At 70.4% G+C, this 20,632-nt stretch carries 17 protein-coding genes and 1 pseudogene; 6 read left to right on the top strand and 12 right to left on the bottom strand.

Annotation, left to right across the window (positions count from 1 at the left end):
• Nucleotides 1-41: 41 nt before the first annotated feature.
• Nucleotides 42-1,142: a GlxA family transcriptional regulator gene (locus ACWDR3_RS02955; RefSeq protein ID WP_450350273.1), complete on the bottom strand. Its 1,101-nt coding sequence runs from the start codon at nt 1,140-1,142 to the stop codon at nt 42-44.
• Nucleotides 1,143-1,213: 71 nt separating this feature from the next.
• Between ACWDR3_RS02955 and ACWDR3_RS02950 the strand changes: the two genes are divergently transcribed.
• Nucleotides 1,214-2,533 carry an MFS transporter gene (locus tag ACWDR3_RS02950; protein ID WP_450350272.1) on the top strand — a complete coding sequence of 440 codons (1,320 nt, stop codon included), beginning with the start codon at nt 1,214-1,216 and terminating at the stop codon, nt 2,531-2,533.
• Nucleotides 2,534-2,543: 10 nt separating this feature from the next.
• Here the strand turns inward: ACWDR3_RS02950 and ACWDR3_RS02945 are convergent, their stop codons facing one another.
• The 8 genes from ACWDR3_RS02945 to ACWDR3_RS02910 all read right to left on the bottom strand — a co-directional run bounded on the left by ACWDR3_RS02945 (nt 2,544) and on the right by ACWDR3_RS02910 (nt 13,271).
• On the bottom strand, nt 2,544-3,167 hold the full coding sequence (locus ACWDR3_RS02945) for a flavin reductase family protein (protein WP_450350271.1): 624 nt from the start codon (nt 3,165-3,167) through the stop codon (nt 2,544-2,546).
• Between the two features lie 53 nt (nt 3,168-3,220).
• Nucleotides 3,221-4,045, bottom strand: coding sequence for an enoyl-CoA hydratase/isomerase family protein (locus ACWDR3_RS02940; RefSeq protein ID WP_450350269.1), 825 nt, complete (start codon nt 4,043-4,045; stop codon nt 3,221-3,223).
• Nucleotides 4,042-6,267 (bottom strand): acetate--CoA ligase family protein, encoded by a 2,226-nt coding sequence (locus ACWDR3_RS02935; protein ID WP_450350267.1) that lies wholly within the window; start codon nt 6,265-6,267, stop codon nt 4,042-4,044. The genes ACWDR3_RS02940 and ACWDR3_RS02935 overlap by 4 nt, the downstream gene beginning before the upstream one ends.
• A 189-nt stretch (nt 6,268-6,456) precedes the next feature.
• Nucleotides 6,457-7,950: a flavin monoamine oxidase family protein gene (locus ACWDR3_RS02930; RefSeq protein ID WP_450350265.1), complete on the bottom strand. Its 1,494-nt coding sequence runs from the start codon at nt 7,948-7,950 to the stop codon at nt 6,457-6,459.
• 183 nt (nt 7,951-8,133) lie between these two features.
• Nucleotides 8,134-9,324 carry a flavin-containing monooxygenase gene (locus ACWDR3_RS02925; RefSeq protein WP_450350264.1) on the bottom strand — a complete coding sequence of 397 codons (1,191 nt, stop codon included), beginning with the start codon at nt 9,322-9,324 and terminating at the stop codon, nt 8,134-8,136.
• Between the two features lie 115 nt (nt 9,325-9,439).
• Nucleotides 9,440-11,152: a caspase family protein gene (locus ACWDR3_RS02920; RefSeq protein WP_450350263.1), complete on the bottom strand. Its 1,713-nt coding sequence runs from the start codon at nt 11,150-11,152 to the stop codon at nt 9,440-9,442.
• Nucleotides 11,145-11,600 (bottom strand): effector-associated constant component EACC1, encoded by a 456-nt coding sequence (locus ACWDR3_RS02915; protein ID WP_450350261.1) that lies wholly within the window; start codon nt 11,598-11,600, stop codon nt 11,145-11,147. Before ACWDR3_RS02915 ends, ACWDR3_RS02920 begins: the two co-directional genes overlap by 8 nt.
• A gap of 66 nt (nt 11,601-11,666) precedes the next feature.
• Nucleotides 11,667-13,271, bottom strand: a complete 1,605-nt coding sequence (locus ACWDR3_RS02910; protein ID WP_450350260.1) for a subtype B tannase — start codon at nt 13,269-13,271, stop codon at nt 11,667-11,669.
• A 229-nt stretch (nt 13,272-13,500) separates the two neighbouring features.
• On the opposite strand from ACWDR3_RS02910, the gene ACWDR3_RS02905 reads away from it, so the two are divergent.
• The 4 genes from ACWDR3_RS02905 to ACWDR3_RS02890 are packed head-to-tail and all read left to right on the top strand — an operon-like array spanning nt 13,501 to nt 15,916.
• Nucleotides 13,501-13,956, top strand: a complete 456-nt coding sequence (locus ACWDR3_RS02905) for a DoxX family protein (RefSeq protein WP_450350259.1) — start codon at nt 13,501-13,503, stop codon at nt 13,954-13,956.
• Entirely contained in the window at nt 13,953-14,375 is a 423-nt protein-coding gene (locus ACWDR3_RS02900; RefSeq protein WP_450350257.1) for a Zn-ribbon domain-containing OB-fold protein, read from the top strand. The genes ACWDR3_RS02905 and ACWDR3_RS02900 overlap by 4 nt, the downstream gene beginning before the upstream one ends.
• A gap of 8 nt (nt 14,376-14,383) precedes the next feature.
• Nucleotides 14,384-15,016 (top strand): GNAT family N-acetyltransferase, encoded by a 633-nt coding sequence (locus tag ACWDR3_RS02895; protein ID WP_450350255.1) that lies wholly within the window; start codon nt 14,384-14,386, stop codon nt 15,014-15,016.
• Between the two features lie 39 nt (nt 15,017-15,055).
• The gene (locus tag ACWDR3_RS02890) at nt 15,056-15,916 is read left to right on the top strand and encodes a GNAT family N-acetyltransferase (RefSeq protein WP_450350253.1); all 861 of its coding nucleotides are present in this window, start codon (nt 15,056-15,058) and stop codon (nt 15,914-15,916) included.
• A gap of 3 nt (nt 15,917-15,919) precedes the next feature.
• On the opposite strand, the gene ACWDR3_RS02885 is transcribed toward ACWDR3_RS02890, so the two are convergent.
• Both ACWDR3_RS02885 and ACWDR3_RS02880 read right to left on the bottom strand, forming a co-directional pair.
• Nucleotides 15,920-16,585 carry a pyridoxine/pyridoxamine 5'-phosphate oxidase gene (locus ACWDR3_RS02885; protein WP_450350252.1) on the bottom strand — a complete coding sequence of 222 codons (666 nt, stop codon included), beginning with the start codon at nt 16,583-16,585 and terminating at the stop codon, nt 15,920-15,922.
• A gap of 61 nt (nt 16,586-16,646) precedes the next feature.
• Nucleotides 16,647-17,072: a pyridoxamine 5'-phosphate oxidase family protein gene (locus ACWDR3_RS02880; protein WP_450350361.1), complete on the bottom strand. Its 426-nt coding sequence runs from the start codon at nt 17,070-17,072 to the stop codon at nt 16,647-16,649.
• 895 nt (nt 17,073-17,967) lie between these two features.
• On the opposite strand from ACWDR3_RS02880, the pseudogene ACWDR3_RS02875 reads away from it, so the two are divergent.
• A pseudogene (locus ACWDR3_RS02875) lies at nt 17,968-18,363 on the top strand (IS5/IS1182 family transposase); the annotation flags it as partial.
• Between the two features lie 6 nt (nt 18,364-18,369).
• Here ACWDR3_RS02875 and ACWDR3_RS02870 read toward each other — a convergent pair.
• On the bottom strand, nt 18,370-19,752 hold the full coding sequence (locus ACWDR3_RS02870) for a PIN-like domain-containing protein (RefSeq protein ID WP_450350250.1): 1,383 nt from the start codon (nt 19,750-19,752) through the stop codon (nt 18,370-18,372).
• Nucleotides 19,753-20,632 lie beyond the last annotated feature (880 nt).

Below are 20,632 nucleotides of genomic sequence, written 5' to 3'. Positions count from 1 at the left end.
GACGGCGGCCGGGGCACGGGTCCGTTGGGGCGCGGGTTCGTTCAGGGTGCGGCGCCGACATCGCCGTAACTCTCGGACCCGCTGCCCTGGCTGCCCGTGCCCGTGCCGGTGCGGAATGTCCGGCGGTACGTCGTCGGTGTGACGCCGAGTGCCGCCTGGAGGTGCTGTCGCATGGACTGGGCCGTGCCGAAGCCCGCGTCCGTGGCGACCTGGTCGATGGACAGGTCGCTGGATTCCAGCAGGTGACGGGCGCGTTCGACGCGCTGCTGGGTGAGCCACTGGCCGGGGCTGACGCCGACCTCCTCGCGGAAGCGGCGGGTGAAGGTGCGTACCGACATCGCCTCCTGGTCCGCCATGTCGCGCAGTTGGATCGGCTCGTGCAGCCGGCCCAGCGCCCAGGCCCGGGCGGCCGTCGTGGTCGCCAACTGCGGGTCGGGGACCGGGCGGTGGATGTACTGCGCCTGACCGCCGTCGCGATGCGGCGGTACGACGGTGCGGCGGGCCACGTCGTTGGCGACCGCCGTGCCGAAGTCCCGGCGGACCATGTGCAGGCACAGGTCGATGCCGGCCGCGACGCCCGCCGAGGTCAGCACGTCGCCGTCGTCGATGAACAGCACGTCCGCGTCGACCTCGATCTGCGGGAAGAGGCGCTGGAAGCGGTCGGCGTCGGCCCAGTGCGTGGTCGCGGGGCGGCCGTCGAGGCGGCCGGCGGCGGCGAGGACGTACACACCCGTGCAGATCGAGGCGAGGCGGGTGCCGGGGCGGATGTGGGCGAGGGCGGCGGCCAGCTCCGGGGTGAGGACGCCCTCCTCGAAGACCGGGCCGAGCTCGTACGACGCCGGGACGATCACCGTGTCCGCGGTGGCCAGGGCCTCCGGTCCGTTCGGGACGTGGATGGCGAAGTCGGCGTCGGTGTCGACCGGGCCCGGCGGCCGGATCGAGCAGGTGACGACCTCGTACAGCAGTCGCCCCTCGGCGTCCCGGGGGCGGCCGAAGATGCGGTGCGGGATGCCCAGCTCGAAGGGGAGCAGGCCGTCGAGGGCGAGCACGACGACGCGGTGCGGGCGGAAGTCCGCTTCCTGGCGATACTCCGGTTCGGGTTGGGTCCCCGGGTCCCGGTGGTTCTCCGGCTGCTGGCTCATGGCCCGATCCTAGCGAATGCTGTCCCTCGGGCCAGTCGTCCGGAGCGGGCGGAGGCCGGAAGCTGTATGTCGTGACCCAGACAACCGAGGCGGGCGCCGCCGCAGAGGACACCCGACCGGGCAAGCCGATCAAGAAGCGCAACCGCATCCATCGTGCATGGTTCGTGGCGGCCGTCACCTTCGTGACGATCATCGGTGCCGCCGCGTTCCGTTCGCTCCCCGGCCTGCTCATCGACCCGCTGCACCAGGAGTTCGGCTGGTCGCGCGGCACGATCGGCGCGGCGGTCTCCGTGAACCTCGCGCTGTACGGACTCACCGCGCCGTTCGCCGCGGCGCTGATGGACCGCTTCGGCATCCGCCGGGTCGTCGCCGTGGCCCTGAGCGTGATCGCGCTCGGCGCCGGGCTGACCGTGTGGATGACGGCGGCCTGGCAACTCATGCTGTGCTGGGGCCTGTTGGTGGGACTCGGCTCGGGCTCGATGGCGCTCGCCTTCGCGGCCACGGTCACCAACCGCTGGTTCACCGAACGCCGGGGCCTGGTCACCGGCATCCTCACCGCCGCGTCCGCCTCCGGCCAACTGATCTTCCTGCCGGTGCTGTCGTGGATCGTGGAGAAGCACAGCTGGCGCCCGGCGGCGGTGACGGTCGCCCTCGCCGCCCTCGCGGTCGTCCCCTTCGTCTGGCTGCTGCTGCGCGACCACCCGGCCGACGTGGGCCAGAAGCCGTACGGCGCAACGGAGTTCGTGCCGAAGCCGGCGCCGGTGCAGGGCGCGGCCCGGCGCACGATCAACGTCCTGTTCTCGGCGTCCCGCACCGGTACCTTCTGGCTGCTCGCCGGCACCTTCGCGATCTGCGGCGCCTCCACCAACGGCCTGATCCAGACCCACTTCGTGCCGGCCGCCCACGACCACGGCATGCCCGTCACGGCGGCGGCCTCGCTGCTCGCGGTGATCGGCGTCTTCGACGTGGTCGGCACGATCGCCTCCGGCTGGTTCACCGACCGCTTCGAGCCGCGCCGCCTGCTCGCCGTCTACTACGCCCTGCGCGGCATCTCGCTCCTCTTCCTCCCCATGCTCCTGGCCCCCTCGGTCCACCCGCCGATGCTCTTCTTCATCGTCTTCTACGGCCTCGACTGGGTCGCCACCGTCCCGCCCACCGTCGCCCTGTGCCGCGAGCAGTACGGCGAGGACAGCGCGATCGTCTTCGGCTGGGTCCTCGCCTCCCACCAGGTCGGCGCCGCCCTGGTCGCCTTCCTCGGCGGAGTCGCCCGCGACGCCTTCGGCTCCTACGACATGGTCTGGTACGCCTCCGGAGCGCTGTGCGCGGTGGCGGCGCTGATGGCGTTGGTGATTCGACGGAGGCCGGTGAGGGTGGCGGTGGCCGTCGCCTAGGGCCGGCCTCTCAGAGGAAGCGCCCCTTGTGGAACAACAGCGGCTCGACGTCGGTGTCCCTGCCCGTCCCCAGCGCCTCCACCCGCCCCACCACGATCAGGTGGTCGCCCCCGGTGTGCACCGCGTGGATCGTGCAGTCGATCCACGCGACGGTGCCCGTCAGGCGGGGTGAGCCGGAGATCGGGGACGTGTCGTACGCCACGCCCGCGAACTTGTCCGCGCCGCGTACCGCGAAGCCGCGGCACAACTCGCCCTGGTCGGCGGCCAGTACGTTGACGCAGAAGGCGCCGGCGCGGGCGATGCGGGGCCAGGTGGTGGACGTACGGCCGACCATGAAGGCGATCAGGGGCGGGTCGAGGGAGAGGGAGGAGAAGGACTGGCAGGCGAAGCCCGCCGGGCCGGTCTCGGTGTTGGTGTTGGTCGCGGAGGCGGCGGCGGTCGCGGTTGCGGTGATGACCGTGACGCCCGTCGCGAAGTGGCCGAGGACGCGGCGGAATTCGGTCGCGTCCAGCGGCGCGCGCTCGTCCTCGCCGACGCACCGCAACTCCGGTCGTGGCAGCGCCTCCACGCCGGCCGGGGTCCCGGCCGACCTGAGGTAGCGGACGGCTGCGGCCGCCGCCCCTGCGTGTCCCATCACGAGTCCATCACCGTTCCCATTAGAGCTGACGGTTCGTCAGTGCGAAAGGGCTAGCGGCCCTTGTAGTCCGGAGTCCTGCGCTCCACGAAGCTCCGTACCCCTTCCCGCGCGTCCTCCGTCGTCATGTTGATCTCCTGCGCCGCCGCCTCCGCGGCGAACGCCGTGGCCCGATCGGAGTCCAGGGAGGCGTTGACCAGCTGTTTGGTGAGGGCGAGGGCGCGGGTGGGGCCGGTGGCGAGACGGGTTGCCCACTCGTGCGCCGTCTTCGCCAACTCCTCGTCTGGGACCACCCGGTTGACCAGTCCCAGGCGTTCCGCGTCCGGCGCGCTCAGTGCGTCGCCGAAGAACATCAGTTCCTTCGCCCGCTGCACCCCCACCAGCCTCGGCAGCAGGTACGCGCCGCCGCCGTCGGGAACCAGGCCCCGGCGCACGAACACCTCTATGAACCTTGCCGACTCCGCGGCCAGTACGAGGTCGCAGGCGAGGGCGAGATGCGCGCCCAGGCCCGCCGCCGTGCCGTTGACCGCCGCGATCACCGGCTTCTCGCAGTCCAGGACGGCCGCGATCAGGCGTTGGGCGCCGAGGCGGATCGTACGGGCCACGTCTCCCGCCACCCGTTCGCCGGTCGTCGCCCCGCCTGCCCGCAGGTCCGCGCCCGCGCAGAAGCCCCGCCCGGTGCCGGTGAGGACCACCGCCCGTACGGACGGGTCGGCCGACGCCTCCGCCAACAGGCCGATCAGCCGGTCCCGTTGGTCCGGGGTGAGGGCGTTCAGGGCCTCGGGGCGGTTGAGGGTGAGGTACGTGACGTGGTCCGCGACCGTGTGGACGAGGTCGGGCGGCGGCTCGGTCGTCGGCTGATTCGTCGGCCGGGTCATCGGCACACCGCCAGCGCGTCCAGCGCCACCGCGCCCTGTCCCCGGGGCAGCACCATCAGCGGGTTGATGTCCAACTCCGCGAGATCGTCGCCGAGTTCGAGTGCCATGCGCTGCACCCGCAGGATCACCTCGACGAGCGCGTCGAGGTCGGCCGGCGGCCGCCCCCGCACCCCGTCGAGCAGGGCCCGTCCGCGCAGCTCCGCGAGCATGTCCCGGGTCTGCTCCTCACCGAAGGGCGGCACGCGTACGGCCGCGTCGTGCAGGACCTCGACCAGTACCCCGCCGAGCCCGGCCGTGACCGTCGGTCCGAACAGCTCGTCGTGCGTGACGCCGACGAACATCTCGACGCCCCGCTCGACCATCTGGCAGACCAGGACGCCGTCCAGCGAGACGCCTTCGTAGCGGGCGATGTCGGTCAACTCGCGGTAGGCGTCCCGTACTTGGCTGGCCGAGGTGAGGCCGATCTTCACCAGGCCCAGCTCGGTCTTGTGGGCGATCTGCGCGCCGGAGGCCTTCATCACCACCGGGTAGCCGACCAGGCCGGCCGCACGGACGGCCGCCGCCGCGCTGGTCACGAGTTGCTCGCGCGGCACGCGGATGCCGTAGGCGCGCAGCAGTTGCTTGGCCGCGTGCTCGCTCAGCTGCTGGCCCGGGCGCATCAGGGCCTGGGCCTTGCGGAAGGAGGGGGAGTGGGAGCGGGGGGCCTCGTCGAAGGGGGAGCGGTAGCGGGCGGTGAAGCGGTGGTGGTCGAGGTAGGCGCGGACGGCGGTGACGCAGTTGCCGACCGTGCGGAAGGTGGCGACCCGGGAGGAGCCCAACAGCACCTCGCGGTAGGCCGGTTCGGTGCCGACGGGGGAGCCCCAGACCACGCAGACCAGCTTGTCGGTCTGCTCGGCCGCGTCCACCAGGTCCCGTACGAGCCGGTCGCTGAGCGGCGGGAACGGGCCGGTGATCGGACAGATCAGAACCCCGACCGCCGGGTCGTCGAGGATCGCGTCGATGATTTTGCGGCCGCGATGGTCGCCGACCGGGTGGCCGCCGTTGTCGACGGGGTTGGCCACGCTCAGGAACTCCGGTATCCACTGGTGCAGTTCGGCCTGCTTGGCCTCGGACAGCACCGGCAGGGACAGCCCCGCCCCGGTCGCCAGGTCGGCGAAGTGGGCGCCCGTGCCGCCGGAGATGGAGTAGACGACCACGCCGTCAGCCTGGGGTGGACGGGCGCGGGCCAACAGGGCTGCGGTGTCCTGGAGTTCGTCGAGTCCGTCGACCCGGATCACCCCGAACTGCCGCATCGCCGCGTCCACCACCGTGTCCGCGCCGGTCAGTTTGCCGGTGTGGGAGGCGGCCGTGCGGGCGCCGGTCTCGGTGCGGCCGACCTTGACGGCGACGACCGGGACCCCGCGCCGGGCCGCCCGGTCGGCGGCGAGCAGGAAGGAACGCCCGTCCTTCAGCCCCTCCACATAACAGGCGATGGCGCCGACCTCGGGCCGCTCCGCGAAGTAGGAGAGGAAGTCGGCGGTCTCCAGATCGGCCTCGTTGCCGGTCGGCGCCCAGTGCGAGAGGCGGATGCCGAGCTCCTGGAGCGCGAAGACGGGCCGCCCCTGGTGCCCGGACTGGGTGATCAGCGCGATCGCGGGACCGTCGAGGTCGTCCCGGAACTGCTCGAAGGCGTTGAGGTTGGTGTTCGGCCCCAGCAGCCGCATCCCAGACCGCCGTACGGCGGCCGCGAGTCGGGCCTGCGCCGCCGCCCCCTCCGCGCCGGTCTCCGCGAACCCGGAGGCGAAGACGACCGCGAACTTCACCTTGGCCTCGGCGAGTTCCTCGATCACGGGCAGCGGCTCGGCGACCAACAGGACGGCGAGATCGACCTGTTCGGGCAGATCGGCGACGGACGGGACGCAGGGCAGCCCGAAGACGGACGTACGCGTGGGATGCACGGGGTGCAGCCGCGCCCCGACCCGCTCCGCCCAGGCCACCAACTGCCGGGTGACACCGGTGTTCGGCCGCCCCTCCGCGTCCGAGGCGCCGATCACGGCGACGGACTCGGGCCGGAAGAACCGGTCCAGATCGGGTACGCCCGCGTACAGCGGCCGTCCGCCGACATCGAGGTCGTCCACCTCGGCGGGCCTGCCGTGCACGGCAGGCGCGGGTTGCTCGCCGCAGGCGATGACCCGGGCCCGGCGGGAGTCGGTGGTGAGAGTGCCGTGGGTTGATCCAAGCATCGTCCGCCCGCTCCTGTGAGACAGCCAAAATAACTGACGCACTGTCAGATTACTGAACTGACGCGGTGTCAGGAACGGGCGTGCGTGCAAAGTTGAACTAAGTGGTGTGGGTCAGCGCCTCCGAAGGCTCTCGCGACGGCTCACGTGACCGGGTCACGCGACGACTCCCGCCGAGGCAGGCATGCCGACTCACAGCGCCGCGAGCACCTCCTTAGCCGCCCGCTCCCCGGAGCGCACCGCCCCGTCCATGAACCCGTTCCAGTACGTCGACGTCTCCGTGCCGGCCCAGTGGATGCCGTCCACCGGCGTCCGCAGAGCCGTGCCGTACTCGGTGAGGACGCCCGGTGGGGCGTACGCGACCGGGCCGCCTCGGGTGAAGCCCTCGTTGTCCCAGCGTTGGAGGACGAAGGAGGTCGGGGTCTTGGCCTTGTCGCCGAAGTACGTGGCGTAGTCCTTGAGGACGGCCGCCTTCACGTCGGCGACCGACGCGGCGTCGTACTCGCGCATCTCGTCCGCCTCGATGAAGCCCATCAGGGCGCCGTAGGAGGCGTCCGGCGGGGAGTTGTCGAAGGTGGAGCGGACGGCGCCGGTGTCGCTGACGACCTGGCCGTTGAGGCCGTCGGCGCGCCAGAACGGGGTGTCGTAGACGGCGATGGCCTTGCCGATGGAGCCCATCGGGAGGCGTTGGCCCAACTGGTCGCGGGCGGCGGGGAGGAGGGGGTCGAAGGTGATGCGGCCGGCCAGCGGGGGCGGCACCGCGACCACGACCTTCTTCGCCGTCACCGTCACGCCGTCCGCCGTCACCACGTACTTGGCGCCGGACTTCGTGATCGAGCGCACCGGCGCGCTCAGCACCACGCGGTCGCCGAGGGTGGCCGCGAGCTTGATCGGCACCTGCTGGGAGCCGCCGACGAAGCGGGACTCCTGGGCGCCGTTCGCGGTGTCGGTGAGGCGCTCCAGGGTGCCGGGGGTGGACTCGTTGCCTGCGGCGGCGATGTAGAACAGCACGAAGAGCAGGGAGAGTTCGCGGGGTTGGGCCGAGAAGATGGACGTGGTGGCCACGTCCAGCAGGAACTTCGCCGACGGCACGATCGCGTTGGCGTTCAGCCAGCTCTCGAAGGTCTGCTTGTCCCACTCGGCGGCCTTCGCCGCGGTCCAGGGCGCGTTGACCGGCACCTGCTTGGCCATGTCGTCCAAAGACGCCTGCACGATCGCGGCGTTGGCCAGGCCCGCCACGTCGATCGGCGGGACCGAGCCGAGGAGGCCGTCGGTGGCGTACGGCGTCTTCTTGCCGTCCTTGTAGAGCAGGTTCTTGCCGGTGTTGTACGTCGTGAAGGTCGCGACGCCGAGCGAGTCGGCCAGCGCCTTGATGCGGTCCTGGGTGGGGCCGATGAACTCGCCGCCGCCCTCGGTGACCCCGCCGTTCGCCAGCGCCAGGTTCACCACCCGGCCGCCGACGCGGTCCCGGGCCTCCAGGACGGCCACGGTCTTGCCGGCGGCCACCAGGTCGCGGGCCGTCGTCAGCCCCGCGAGCCCGCCGCCGACGATGGCGACGTCCACGTCACGGGAGGCGGCGGCGGCCGGTCCCGCGGCGGTGCCGGTGAGGGCGACGGCTCCGGCGGTGGCGGCCGCGCCGCCGATCAGGGAGCGTCGGGAGAGCGAGAGCTGTCTTTCACGTGCCACGTGCGTCCTCCGTCGATGAGCGAGAGGTGAGCGAAGCTGAAAGATGCGCACCGGGTGGGGGAACGGGCGCGAAAAGCTGAGCAGCGCTCACATTCTGGACCCATGTCAGGGCGCGGTACAGCTCCTTGGCCACATCCGTCTCGGACGTAACAGGAGGCGCAGGTGGGGGAGTTGGAAGAGGCGCTACCCGCGGCGGCGCTGCCGGTCCTTCACGACCGCCTTCGCGATCTTCTCCGCGTCGATGGCCATCTCACGGAACATGCCGCTGATGGGGTTCGTGAAGCCGGTGAAGTACAGGCCGGGCGCCTGGCTCGGGGTGCGCGAGCCGTGCGCGACGGGCTTGCCGCGCTCGTCCAGTACGTCGAGATGGCCCACGAGGTCTTCGAGGCCGCGGGCGTAACCGGTGGCCGCGACGATCGCGTCCGGCGAGAGCAGGCTCCCGTCGGCGAGCACGACCTTGCCGTCCTCGAAACCGGCGACGGCGGCCACGATCTCGACCCTGCCCTTGCGTACGGCGTCGATCAGACCGACGTCCAGGATCGGCACGGAGCCCTCCTTGACCCGGGTGTAGAGCCCGGTGTCCGGTCTGGGCAGCCCCTGCGCGGACAGGTCCGGGACGGCGAGCTTCGCCATCGGCCGGGCCAGCCGGTCGACCAGGCGGACCGGCAGCCGTCGTACGAGAACGCTCGTGTACTGGGCGGCCCAGCCGGCCGTCGAGCGGCGCACGATGTGCGGGGTGGTGCGCACGGCGAGCCGCACGCGCGCGGCCCCGCCCTCGACCAGGTCCACGGCGATCTCGGCGCCGGTGTTGCCGACACCGACGACCAGGACGTCACGGTCGGCGTACGGCTCGGCGTTGCGGTACGCGCCCGCGTGCCGGAAATCGCCCTTGTACGTGTCGAGGCCGGGCCAGTCCGGGATGTTCGGGGTGTGGTTGTAGCCGGTGGCGACGACCACGGCGGCGCCGGTCAGTTCGCGGCCGCCGGTGGCGTGCAGCAGCCAGCCGTCGCCGTCCGCGGAACGCTCGACGCGGGACACCTCCACGCCGGTGACGATCTCCAGCTCGTGGTGCTCGGCGTACTTCTCCAGGTACCGCACCACGTCGTCCCGCGAGACCCACCGCCCGAACCGGCGCGGCATCTTCAGCCCCGGCAGCGACGACAGGCGCCGGGTGGTGTGCAGGTGCAGCCGGTCGTAGTGCCGCCGCCAGGACGCGCCGACCCGGTCGGACTTCTCCAGGACGACCGCGCGCATGCCCCGCGCGCGCAACGCGTACGCGACCGCCAGGCCGCCGGGTCCGCCCCCGATGACGTATACGGGGCGGTTCGTGTGCGTGGGCGCGGCGGCTTGTGCGGACGCTGTGGAGTCGGCCATGAGCGCGAGCGTAATCACACGCCCCGTTGATGGGTCTCGGTCAAGAGGGGAATTGGTTGCGGATTGATCACGGGTGTAGGAGGAGTGGGTGGGATTTGTGGCGTAGGACAGTCGGCTAGGGGCGGCCGGTCACGGCGGCGAGGGTGGGGGCGGGGCAGGGCTTGGCGCGACCGCTCGGCCAGAGGAGGCCGTCGGGGGTGCGGACGACCACCCATTGGCCGGGGGCGGGGAGGCCGATGACCTCGACGGGGGTCGGGGACTTCGTGCTGAAGGGCGGGTCTCCCCTTTTGACGCGGTCGGCGTAGAAGGAGTGCGGGAACGCCAGGCTCAAGTCCTCGGACCAGAGCACGGTGCTCGGCTTCACATGGACGGTCACCGGTCCGTTGTCGTCCTCGCCCGTGATCGGGGGCGGGTCATGGACCTTCAGCAGCATGGGGGTGATCGGCAGCGCGGGGAGCCGGAGGAACCGGCGCAGGCGGAGGAAGATCCAGGCGACGTCGGCGGAGGCGATCAGGAGTGGCAGGGAGACGAACGCGAGGATGAACAGGACGGCCAACGCGGTGGCCCGCCACACACCGTTCCCGCCCGCGGTCAGCAGCCACCCGAACAGGCCCACCGACACCGCGCAGCCGAGCAGTGCGGTCAGCACGTACCACGCCTCGCGCGTGAGCCTGCGGTAGACGCGGTCACGGGACTTGAGGACGGCGTGGGTGTGCTCGGTCCTGGTGGGCCGCACCGCGGTGGGCCAGTTCCCGGCGGTCCGCGCACGCTCGAAGTCGGCCAGCTGCCGTGCCGACCAGACCACTGTTCCCGCACCGTCGGGCAGGGAGAACCGCACGTCCCCGGCCGGTGTCACCGAAGCAACCGGCCGGACCTGCATCCGACGGATCCTGAGCCGCTCCTCGGCGAACCACCAACCCTGAGCCGGTTCGTCCCGGTGGACGGTGAGAGTCCCCGCCGGTTCGGTCAGCAGGACGTGCAGCACCCCGCTGAAGTGGGCCTCGACCGACGGACGTTCGCTCACGCCGTGGGGGTTCGTGAACACGGGGCGCAGATCCAGGGCGGGAGGCCGCCCATACGTCTGCTCAGCCGGCGTCCGCTCGACCGCCCCCGCCCGCCGCGCGAGCGCCACATGCCCCGCCCGCCCCTCCGTCTTCATCTCCGGGTGCTGACCAGACCCACGCATACGGTCGTCCACGTACCGATAGACGTCCTCGACCGTCACGTACCCGTCCGCGCCCGTCGCCCCGTGCCGCAACCCCGCCACCAACGCGGCGGTGAACGGGCTCGGTTCGTCCTCCCCGGACGCGTCCGCCGCCGTCTCCAGCAACCCGCACCCCGTCATCACGAAGCGCCCCCGCCCGGCGAACCGGGCCGCCGCCTCACCCCCCTTGGCCGTGGCCGCCCGTCCGCTGAAGCAGCAGTCCAGGACGACGACGATCGCGCGGGCCGCGCAGTCGTCCATCAGCTCGTTGACGTACGACTGCCGGACCGCGCGGGTGCGCAGCCAGTCGAGGGTGGTGTCCTGGGTGCACAGGTGCAGCCGGTTGTGCAGGTCGAGTCGGCCGTGGCCGCTGTAGTAGAGGAGCAACTGCTCGCGTGCGGTGGCCCGGTGGAAGAAGGTGAACAGCGCCTCCTGGACCTGCTGGGCGGTGCCGTTCAGTACCGAGGTCACCTCCCAGGGGAGTCCGATCTCCGGGTCGGTGAGCGCGGTACGCAGTTCCGCGAGGTCGTTCGCCGGGCCGCGCAGCCGCTCCAGTGCCGGTTCGTCGGGGAACTCGGCGTTGCCGATCAGCAGGGCGCGGTACGCGACGGGGGCCTCAGCCAACGGAGGTGCCGTCCGGCTCCGAGCCCCCTGACGCGCCGGGCTCCGCCGACTCGGCCACCGCCCCCGCATCCGTCCCCGCCGCGGCCCGCAAACCGTGCTCCAGTGCCGCCTGCAACGTGGCGTTGTCCGCGGTGGACGCCGTCGCCGTGAACTCGCCCTTCCGACCGTTCACTTCCCAGGCGAGGTGGACCGTGCGGTCGCGGTCGCGCACCAGCCAGGCCTTCACCACCGCCACCACACCGGCGACCACGGCCGGGCTGAGCAGCACGGCCACGTCCGGCAGCCAGCCGCCCTTGGTGCCGGGCCGGACCGCCACCGGCCGCCCGGTCACCAACGGAGTCTCCCGCCCCAAGTCCTCGTGCAGCAGCCGTACTTGGGACAGCCATCTGTCGTCATCGACGGCGAAGCGATCGCTCGTCGCCGTGACCGACACCCGCAGTTCCTCCACTTGTGCACCACCCCCATCGGGAGAGTACTAGGGGAGGCGGAGCGGGGGAGACGGAGCGCGGAAGGGCTACTTCTTCGCGCCCCGGTGCCCCGTCACCTGGGCGATCCACTTGATGAAGTCGCCGGGGTCGGTGTTCGCGCCGTGGCCCTCGTCCCAGTAGTAGAGGTGGTTCACGTCGTCGCCGAGGTTGTCCAGGCGGGCGGCCAGGTTCGCGGAGACCGTCAGTGAGGTGTCCGAGTCCTTGGTGCCGAGGCGGATCCACCAGTGCTTGGAGCGCTTGGAGTTGACCTTCTCCACCAGGTGGTACATCGGGTTCATGAGGTGCAGCAGCTCGGGGATGTCGCTCGCGACCCGCTTGCTGCTCAGGCCCGTCGAGTCGTTCTTCGCGCCGTACGCCGTGAAGTGCCGCGCGAGGGTGGTGCCCGCGCCGAACTCGTTGTTCTCGCCGGCCGACAGGTCGAAGGCGTCGAAGGCCGGGGCGTCCTTCTTGCGCGCGCCGACATGGGTGAGGAAGTCGGCCCAGGTGAAGGTCGCCTTGCCGCCGGCCCAGGTGATGAAGGTGTTGGCGGCGAGATAGGTCTCGCGGGCCGAGTCGGACAGGGCCGCGAGGTAGGTGGTCGCCGACGGCTCCAGGTACTGCTCGACCAGGTACTCGTCGAGGTTGCGGGCGTTCAGCGGCCCGAAGCCGCCGAGGCCGCGCAGCTTCAACGAGGCCTGGTACTTGGCGAATTGGGCCTTCAGCGCCTTGGACACCGTCTGGTCGACCTGCTTGCCGGTGCTGAGGTCGTTGGTGCCCCAGTTCCACTCGTAGGAGCCGTCGGCGTGCTCCAGGTCGGTGATCGGGCACCAGGCGCCGGTCGCGAAGATCGCGTCGGAGGCGTCGGCCGCGCCGAGCTCCTTGAGGTACTTGTCGTAGATCGGGCTGTCACCGGACGCGCCGAGCAGCGAGGACAGGGCCCCACCGGCGCTCGTACCGGCGGAGACGATCCGCTCGACGTTGCCGGGGATGCGCCCCTTGTTGGCCCGCACGTACCGGACCGCGGCCTTGAGGTCGACGATCGCGGCGGGGGCGGTGCCGTAGTACTCGCCGCTGGAGTTCTTGAGGGTACGGCCGCGGGCGCCGGGCTCGATCACGACGTAACCGGCGGCCAGCGCGAGGAGTTGGTTGCTGGAGGTCGCGCCGCCGGTGGCGTTGGTGTTGCCGTTGGCGCCGGGCGCCGAGGCGCTCGCGGAAGCCGACGAACTGGGCGCGCCGCTGGGTGCCGCGCCGCCCCCGCCCATCGCCGAACCCCCGCCGCCGACTTCGGTCGCGTCCGCCACGGAGGCGGGCAGATAGCCGCCGATGGAGTTCGCGAGCAGAATCGGGGCGTTTGCGGGATCGACCGTCTCGCCGTCGATCTCGACCGGGGCGCTGACGACGAGCGACTGGTAGGTGGCGTCCACCGGGCTGGCGACGTACGTGATCGCCTTCCAGAAGTGGTAGACGACCGTGTGCTCGTCGCCGTCGGTGTCCGTGACGGTCTTGGTCAGCTTCGTGTAGGCGTCCGGGTCGAAGACCAGGGCGTCCGAGGAGGAGGACGAGGATGACGACGAGGACTTCGCGTCGCTCGCGTTCGCGCTGAGCGCGATGCCGCCGACCGCCGCGACACCGGCGGTGGCGCCGAGTCCCATGACCACTGTCCTGCGCTTGACTGCCCTGTGCTTCACCTTGCTGCCTCTCGCCGCTCCGACTTCATGGCCTGACTTCATGGCCTTGCGCTTGCGAACGTAGGCGAGCGCGAACAAAATCGTCAACAATCTGCGACGACCTCATAGGGCCTCCACAGCCCCCTCCTGGACTCACAGGTTTTTCCGACGCTCCCCTCGGCTTCCGCACATGTCTGACGTACCGTCAGATGCCATGGACACGATCTGGCTCGGCGGGGCGGAATGGCTCGCGGTCCTGCGCATAGGACTCGGCCTGTGGTGGCTGGAGAGCTGGCGGCACAAGGACAAGAAAGGCTGGTTCGAGCGCGGGACCGGGATCGAGTGGGCGGCGGGCGTGGCGGCCAAACACCGCTGGAACGCGGTCCGTTCGGGCTTCGACGTCGTCGTCCGCCCACGCCCGCGGACGATGGCGTACGTCGTCGTCTACGCCGAACTCGCCCTGGGCCTCGGCCTGGTGGCCGGCTTCCTGACCCCCGTCGCCCTGATCGGCGGCCTGCTCCTCAACGTCCTCTACTTCACCCTGATGATCCACGACTGGGCCGAGCAGGGGCAGAACGCGATGATGGCGCTGATCTCCCTGGTCGCCCTGTTCGGGATGGCCTGGCAGACCTGGTCGGTGGACAGCGCGCTGGGATGGTTCGGCGGATGACGACGACCGAGCCCCCGCGCGGCTTCGACGTCCCGGAACCGGACGCGTTCACCCGCACCTACTGGGAGGCGGCAGCACAGGGCCGCCTCCTCATCCGCCGCTGCGCGACCTGCGCCCGCGCCCACCACTACCCCCGCGAGTTCTGCCCGCACTGCTGGAGCGAGGACGTGACCTGGGAGCCGGCGACCGGCCGGGCGACCTTGTACACCTGGTCGACCGTCCACCGGAACGACCTCCCGCCCTTCGCCACCCGCACCCCGTACACCGCCGCCGTGGTCGACCTGGAGGAGGGGCCGCGGATGATGACGGAGATCGTGGAGTGCGGGGAGGGCGAACTGCGGGCGGGCATGGCCCTGACGGCGACCTTCCCGGACGGCGTCCCGAAATTCAGGCCGCACGCCACGGCCCCGACGGCTTGAATGTCCGGATGGCCCACGCAGACGCCCACCACGTGACAGACCCAGCCGACTCTCCGTCCCCGTCCCCGTCCGCCTTCCCTTTCCCCGACCTGCGAGGTCAAGGCCTTCTCCTACGCCCGTGGGACGCGGACTCGGACGCCGACGCCGAGGACTGGCTGCGCGGGGTCACGGACCCGGACTTCCAGCGCTGGAACACACCCCTCACGCTGATCACCGACCTGGACGGCGCCCGCACGGTGCTGCGCGACCGGGTCCGGCAGCAGACGGAGGGCACGACAGCGTCGTACTGCATCACCGACGAGTCGAGCGGTACGACGCTGGGGCACATCAGCGTCAACTCCATCAGCCACATCTTCAGCAACGGCCACGTCGGCTACTGGGTACTGCCCGAGGCCCGCGGCCAGGGCGTCGCCACCCGTGCCCTGCGTCTCGTCGCCCACTGGGCGCTGACCGACCTAGGCCTGCACCGCCTCGACCTGGGCCACGCCCTCGGCCACGACGCCTCCTGCCACATCGCCGAACGCTGCGGCTTCCGCTACGAGGGCACCCTGCGCGGCGCGATGTTCGAGGCGGGCCGGCACGACGCGTTCCGGGACAACCATCTGCACGGGCGGTTGGCGACGGATCTCCAGGGACCCTAATTCGGAGGTGGGGGCCGCCCGCCCGCAGGATCATGAGGCATGCGGCCCGAAGACTGGCACTCCACCGACGACCTCGACGCCTTCCTCTCCCATGCCGGGGACTTCCTGCGCTCGCGCCCCGACCTGCACACCCTCGTCCTGACCGTGACGGAAGGCCTGCGCACCCGCGGACCGCGCGCGTACGGCAGTCAGGCCCCCTTCTTCGGTGCGCTGGAGCGGGACGGGACCGTGCGCGTGGCCTATTTCCAGACCCCGCCCCACCCGCTGCGCGTCACCCGCCTCACCGCCGAGGAGGCCGACTCGCTCGCCGTGCACCTCGTCGGGCTTGGCCGCCCGGTCCCCGGTGTCGGCGCGGAACGCGACAGCGCCGCCGCCTTCGTCGAGGCCTGGCGGCGGCACACGGGCGCGACGGCCCTGCTGCACGAGCGGCACCGGCTGTACCGGCTCGGCACGCTGACAGTGCCCGAGCCCGTGCCGGAGGGACGACCGAGGGTCGCCGGCGAGCGGGACCGTGAGCTACTGGCGCGCTGGTACGGCGAGTTCACCGAGGCCGTCGGACACCGGGGCGGCCAGGACCCCGGCGCCTGGGTCGACACACGCCTCGCCTACGACGGCGTCACACTCTGGGAGGCCCTCGACGGCACCCCCCTCGCCATGGCGGGCCACACCCCCCTCGTCGCCGGCCAGATCCGGGTGGCGCCCGTGTACACCCCGGCCCATCTGCGCGGCCGGGGTTACGCCGGTGCCGTCACCGCGGAGATCAGCCGGACCGTGCGGGCGCGGGGCGCCGACGAGGTGTTGCTCTTCACGGACCTGGCCAACCCGACGAGCAACGCGCTCTACCAGCGGATCGGGTACCGGCCGGTGGCCGACTTCGAGGTGTACGACTTCACGGCGTGAGCTCTACGGCCACAACAACTCGCGCTCCCAAGTCCCCTCCGCGCGGCGGTAGTTCACCCGCACATGCCGTCGCCGCTCGTCCCCCTGGAAGAACTCCACCGTGTCCGGCCGCAGTCGGTACAGCGTCCAGGACGGCACCGGGGCGTCCGGCTCCCGCTCGGCCTGGTCCCACGCGGCCTGGGACGCGCTCGCCAACTCCTCCAGTGAGCCCAGGACTTCGCTCTGGCGGCCGGTCAGGGCGGCTGCCAGGGCGCCGGTGGAGCGGGCGTGGAGGTCGGCCTGGGCGTCCGGGGACGGGGCCGCGGTCACCGGGCCGCGGACGCGGACCTGGCGGCCCAGCAGGGGCCAGTAGAAGGCGAGCGCGGCGTACGGGCGGGCGGTCAGGTGGGTGCCCTTGCGGCTGGTGGCGTGGGTCGCGAAGGTCCAGCCGTCCTCGTCCGCGCCGTGCAGCATGACGATCCGCACGTCCGGGTGGCCGGCGGTGTCCACGGTGGCCAGGGACATGGTGTGCGGCTCCGGCTGGCCCGCCGCGACCGCCTCCGCGAACCACGCCGTGAAGAGGGCGAGCGGGGTCGCGGGGGCCGTCGCCGGGTCGAAGGGCGGCAGCGAGGTGACCTCCGGGTCCCACACCCGCAGTGACCTCAGCAGCTCGTGAAGATCCGTTCCCATACGGCGATTGTCCCGCGGATCACCGTGTCGGACCGACCCCGGCGGCGAACGGACGCCGGTGTCAGACCGATCCGAGGTCCGACGACAGCCACCGCTCCGGCCGCATCCGGACGAGCACCTGGTCGCCGTGGTTCTTCGCGGCGAACTCGACGTAGCCGTCGACCTTGTCGGCGGGCAGATAGCGCGCGCTGATCTCCCGCAGCTGGTCGATCGTGGCGGGCTCGGTCGCGATCACCGGACCCTCCACCGACACGTACCGGATCGTGGGTTCGAGCCGGTCGATCATCAGGGAGAAACGCCCCGCCGCCTGAATCAGCTCGTTCTTACGGGAGTTGAGCGCCGTCATGATCCAGACGGTGCCGTCGGACTCGTACTGGTACCAGATCGGCACGGTGAGGGGCGCCCGCCCGGCTCCCCCGTCCACCGCCAGCGCGGCGACATGCGGCTCGGCCAGGAACTGTTCGCGCTCTTCGCGGTTGAGGGCCATGCGGTATTCCTCCAGCGGCTCGGCGGCGTCGAAGTACATCCATCGACATCCATACAACGAGGGGCGAGCAGGCCCGTGTTCCCTCCGCCGTGTCCTCCTGCGTGTCGCTCCTCCGTGTCGCCCTACTGGCGCCGCCGGCCCAGGACGCAGAATTCCTTTTCCGAATGGGTGACGACCACCAGCAAACCCCTGGTCGGCACGAACAGAAGGGGCGGCAGAAGTCCAAGCCCACTTTTGGGCTGTGGCAGAAATGGGCGGACGCGCTGGACGTCCGCATGGCCGAGTTGGAGATCCGTGAAGAGGCCGAACCGCAATGCGGCGTGACCCCGCGGGCCGCACGTTCCCGGACGAGTCGGAGATCGCAGACATGGTGGGTCGACGAGCCATGCCCATTGAAACGGGGGTGCAGCTGGATATACGACTTGGTTCCTGTGGTGGATGCCGGAAGCCGGATACGCCCCGCGTGGACGCAGAGTTCCCCGGTTTAAGTCCGGCGGCTGGCACGCCACAGCGAGTGGCTCGATGCCCTTCGGCACGTTGTGCCTGGGCGCAGGCATGTTGCCTTTCGGGTCGCTCGCGCAGACAGACCACGACGACGAACAGGGGTGACCATGTGGGGTGTCGACGCGCGGAGCCCGCCATCCACCGAGGCCGCTGCGAGGGTCGCCGCCAGGTCTACGAACGGGGTGATTCGGTGCGTGCGCGGCGGGTCCGTCGCGCGGTGCTGGTCCGGGTGTTCTCGGGTGGCCTCTCGGCTCCGTGCTCTGGTCAGTGCCCGTGGTGGTGCCCGGTGCGCGCGGTGAGGGGCGCTCGTCCTCGCGGCCGGGGTGGACGTGGACCACGTGCTGCAGACCGATATCCAGTGGGAGCACCTTCCCCCCAGGAGCTCGGCTTCGACTGGTCCCGCTGCGTAGTCGACTCCTCCCATGTCAGGGTCCTAAAAGGGGGCGCCACACGAGCCCCTCACCGGTCGACAGGGGTCGGGCAGGATCCAGGCATCACCTGATCACCGACGGCCAGGCCGGACTCTCTGTTCGCTGACCGGGGCTACGACCGCGACATCTGCCGCGTCCAGTTCCGCGCGCGGCATCATCCCTACCTTTGCTCGCCGAAGCACCCGCCATGACAGCGGGCTTGGCGTATGTCGGTGGGTGGTGAAGAGGACCTTTGCCAGGCTCCGCGGCTTCGACGACTCCGCGTCCGCTGGGAATGCCGACCCGACATCCACGAAGCCTTCCTCAAACTGGCCTGCCGGCTCATCACCCACCGGCAACTCCAGTCATCGTGTTAGCCCTTCCTAGCCCCTGTCGGAAGGTTCGCTCCCAGCTTCTCCGCTGTCTCGGGTTTGCCACAGGTCGCCTCCCTCGTACTTGCTCCGGAGCAGGGGAATCACCCCGCTGGGAATGCGGAACCCCTTCGCCCAGGACGGGTCGACGGCGTGGCCGTAGACGGTGGTGAGCAGGAAAGGCTCCCCTCCTGTCAGCACACCTACCGCTTGCAGATCCCTCGACAGGGTGCCGATCGGTTGGGTGAAGCCACGGAGACTGCGTGTCTCGTCGTAGCCGGCAAGCTCGTACACCGTCTCCCGGTCCACGAACCCGCCGTTTGCCGCAGCTGCAACGATTGCTTTGACTCGGGATGGGTAGCGCCTCATCAGCTCGTCCATGAACGCCGCCAGCGACTCCGCTGTCCAGGCTCCATCTTCGGAGTCTTTGTCGGCCGATGCTTCGTCCAGTTGCTCCAGATCGCGGACCGAGCCCTCGTCCACGTTCAGTTCGAGGAGTTCCTTGGCCCAGCGGAGCAGTTCGCTTGGAGTGAGCATGTAGAGTCCCACTCCCGCCTGCTCCCGCAGTTCCTGGAGGAGTTCGGCACGGGGGCGAGGCGGGATGTCGTATCCGCGGTTGGTCCACCAGTCCTTCTTCATGTCCCCCGTGACCAGTAGAACGTCGCACCCGCGGTGCCGGGCCTCCGCCATGAGCTGTACCCACACGAGGTAGTCACCGGCAGCTAGTTCGGGTTCCTTGGTGCGGAAGTCCTCGTGCCCCGGCGGTATCCCCTCGTCGGCGCGCTCCTGCGCCTCTTTCACGGCCTGGTCGTATTCGTCCGACGGCAGCGGCTCGCCGACCCGACCGTGCAGAAGCGGTTCGAGGGCGTTGAGCACCGGGTCAGTGTGAGTGGTGGCAGTCTCCTTGAGTGCGTCGCACTCGGCCTGCGCCCGGATGAACTTCTTGAGGCTGCCGGCTGCATTGGCGAGCTCGGTCAGGTCTCGGTCAGTCCGCCCTACAGCCTCTTCGTTGTCCTTGAGTTGGACAGCGGTCAGCCAAGTGGTCACTACTGTCCGGGCCGCGTTGACCGCCTTGTCGAGCGCGGCGCTCGCCTCATTGGCCTTCGTCGCGTGGTGATGGCGTACGGTCGGCGACTCGCGGTTACGCCAGAACTCCGTGAGCACCTGGTGTGGAATCCACAGGCGTTCGCGAAGCCTGGCGAGGGCGGCAAGGGTGTCCCGACGGGTGCTCTCGTTCGAGCGGTAGAGATTGAGCAGCACATTGGTGTCAAGCACGACCAGACCGGAATCGAAGATCCGCTTGTAGTCGGAGCTGAGCGGGCTGCGATGGGCCTCGTCGCAGTCGAAGACGCCCCGGACTTGCGGCTGGTCGGACGTGGTGTGCGCTGCTGCCATGAAACGCTCCCCTGGAATCGTAAGGCGCATCAGCCCTCCCCGGCTGAGTGCGCGGGGAAAGTCTAGGACCGGACCGAGCCACTGCAACCGAGGAAACAGCGACGGTTCCGACACCCCGGGACGTCTGCCGACCACCGACCGTCAGGCCTGGTCATCCGACACGATCCAGGGCGAAGTACCCATGGCCCGGACAACGTCCAACTGACCTGTCGGGCACGGCCATCAGGAGCGATGAGAGCTTGAATGACGCGCTGACCGCGATTCATCTGCGTCGCAGCCACTGACAGTACGGCGGCAGTTGTGGAGACGAAAGCGCGCCGGTCTACGGATGGCGCCTTCCCCTGCTGAGCTTTTCTCTGGGAGTCAATTGCGATCTCATCGCTCGACTGTATTAGATTTCCGCTGCTTTGCCACGGGCGCGCCGCTAAGCCAAGCATGCCACCGGGGATTCCAAACCCATCGGCAACGTGCTCAATGACTTCAGACCCGCGGATTCCCCTGACGCCACGAATGATGTCGCTGACTCGAGAACTGGGAATCCTTCCGATGGCCGCTGCCGTCACAGCGTGACTTGAGCCAGTGCGGCGATTCATGAGACGGAAGATTTCTTGGAAGTTCCGTGCGGCGCAGGCTTGCCGCATGGCATCGCTGTTGAGAAGCGTGTCAGGGATTTTCAGCGGATATCCGCTCCGCTGAGCCGCACGGTCATCCATGTAGCCGCCTAACGGGAACTGAAGTGATCTAGACCCAGCGTAGCTCCAGGACTTCAGACGGGAACCCCAAACGAGTTGGAACGGGGTTCCCCAATTGGGCTTGCGGGGTTCCCCGTTCGCGGTTCCCGGAGGTGCCTTGTCCGGCTGAAGCTCTTCAGGCGGCGCGA

It is taken from the genome of Streptomyces sp. NPDC001002, assembly GCF_053599215.1.
The sequence above is the reverse complement of the archived record's forward strand: the minus strand, read 5'-3'. Positions and strand labels throughout refer to the sequence as shown.

What these genes read in the sequence shown, in the direction of transcription:
- ACWDR3_RS02955 (WP_450350273.1), bottom strand. Translation starts at nt 1,142, where the DNA reads ATGAGCCAGCAGCCGGAGAACCACCGGGACCCGGGGACCCAACCCGAA.
- ACWDR3_RS02945 (WP_450350271.1), bottom strand. Translation starts at nt 3,167, where the DNA reads ATGGGACACGCAGGGGCGGCGGCCGCAGCCGTCCGCTACCTCAGGTCG.
- ACWDR3_RS02940 (WP_450350269.1), bottom strand. Translation starts at nt 4,045, where the DNA reads ATGACCCGGCCGACGAATCAGCCGACGACCGAGCCGCCGCCCGACCTC.
- ACWDR3_RS02935 (WP_450350267.1), bottom strand. Translation starts at nt 6,267, where the DNA reads ATGCTTGGATCAACCCACGGCACTCTCACCACCGACTCCCGCCGGGCC.
- ACWDR3_RS02925 (WP_450350264.1), bottom strand. Translation starts at nt 9,324, where the DNA reads ATGGCCGACTCCACAGCGTCCGCACAAGCCGCCGCGCCCACGCACACG.
- ACWDR3_RS02910 (WP_450350260.1), bottom strand. Translation starts at nt 13,271, where the DNA reads ATGGGACTCGGCGCCACCGCCGGTGTCGCGGCGGTCGGCGGCATCGCG.
- ACWDR3_RS02905 (WP_450350259.1), top strand. Translation starts at nt 13,501, where the DNA reads ATGGACACGATCTGGCTCGGCGGGGCGGAATGGCTCGCGGTCCTGCGC.
- ACWDR3_RS02900 (WP_450350257.1), top strand. Translation starts at nt 13,953, where the DNA reads ATGACGACGACCGAGCCCCCGCGCGGCTTCGACGTCCCGGAACCGGAC.
- ACWDR3_RS02895 (WP_450350255.1), top strand. Translation starts at nt 14,384, where the DNA reads ATGGCCCACGCAGACGCCCACCACGTGACAGACCCAGCCGACTCTCCG.
- ACWDR3_RS02890 (WP_450350253.1), top strand. Translation starts at nt 15,056, where the DNA reads ATGCGGCCCGAAGACTGGCACTCCACCGACGACCTCGACGCCTTCCTC.
- ACWDR3_RS02885 (WP_450350252.1), bottom strand. Translation starts at nt 16,585, where the DNA reads ATGGGAACGGATCTTCACGAGCTGCTGAGGTCACTGCGGGTGTGGGAC.
- ACWDR3_RS02880 (WP_450350361.1), bottom strand. Translation starts at nt 17,072, where the DNA reads ATGGCCCTCAACCGCGAAGAGCGCGAACAGTTCCTGGCCGAGCCGCAT.
- ACWDR3_RS02870 (WP_450350250.1), bottom strand. Translation starts at nt 19,752, where the DNA reads ATGGCAGCAGCGCACACCACGTCCGACCAGCCGCAAGTCCGGGGCGTC.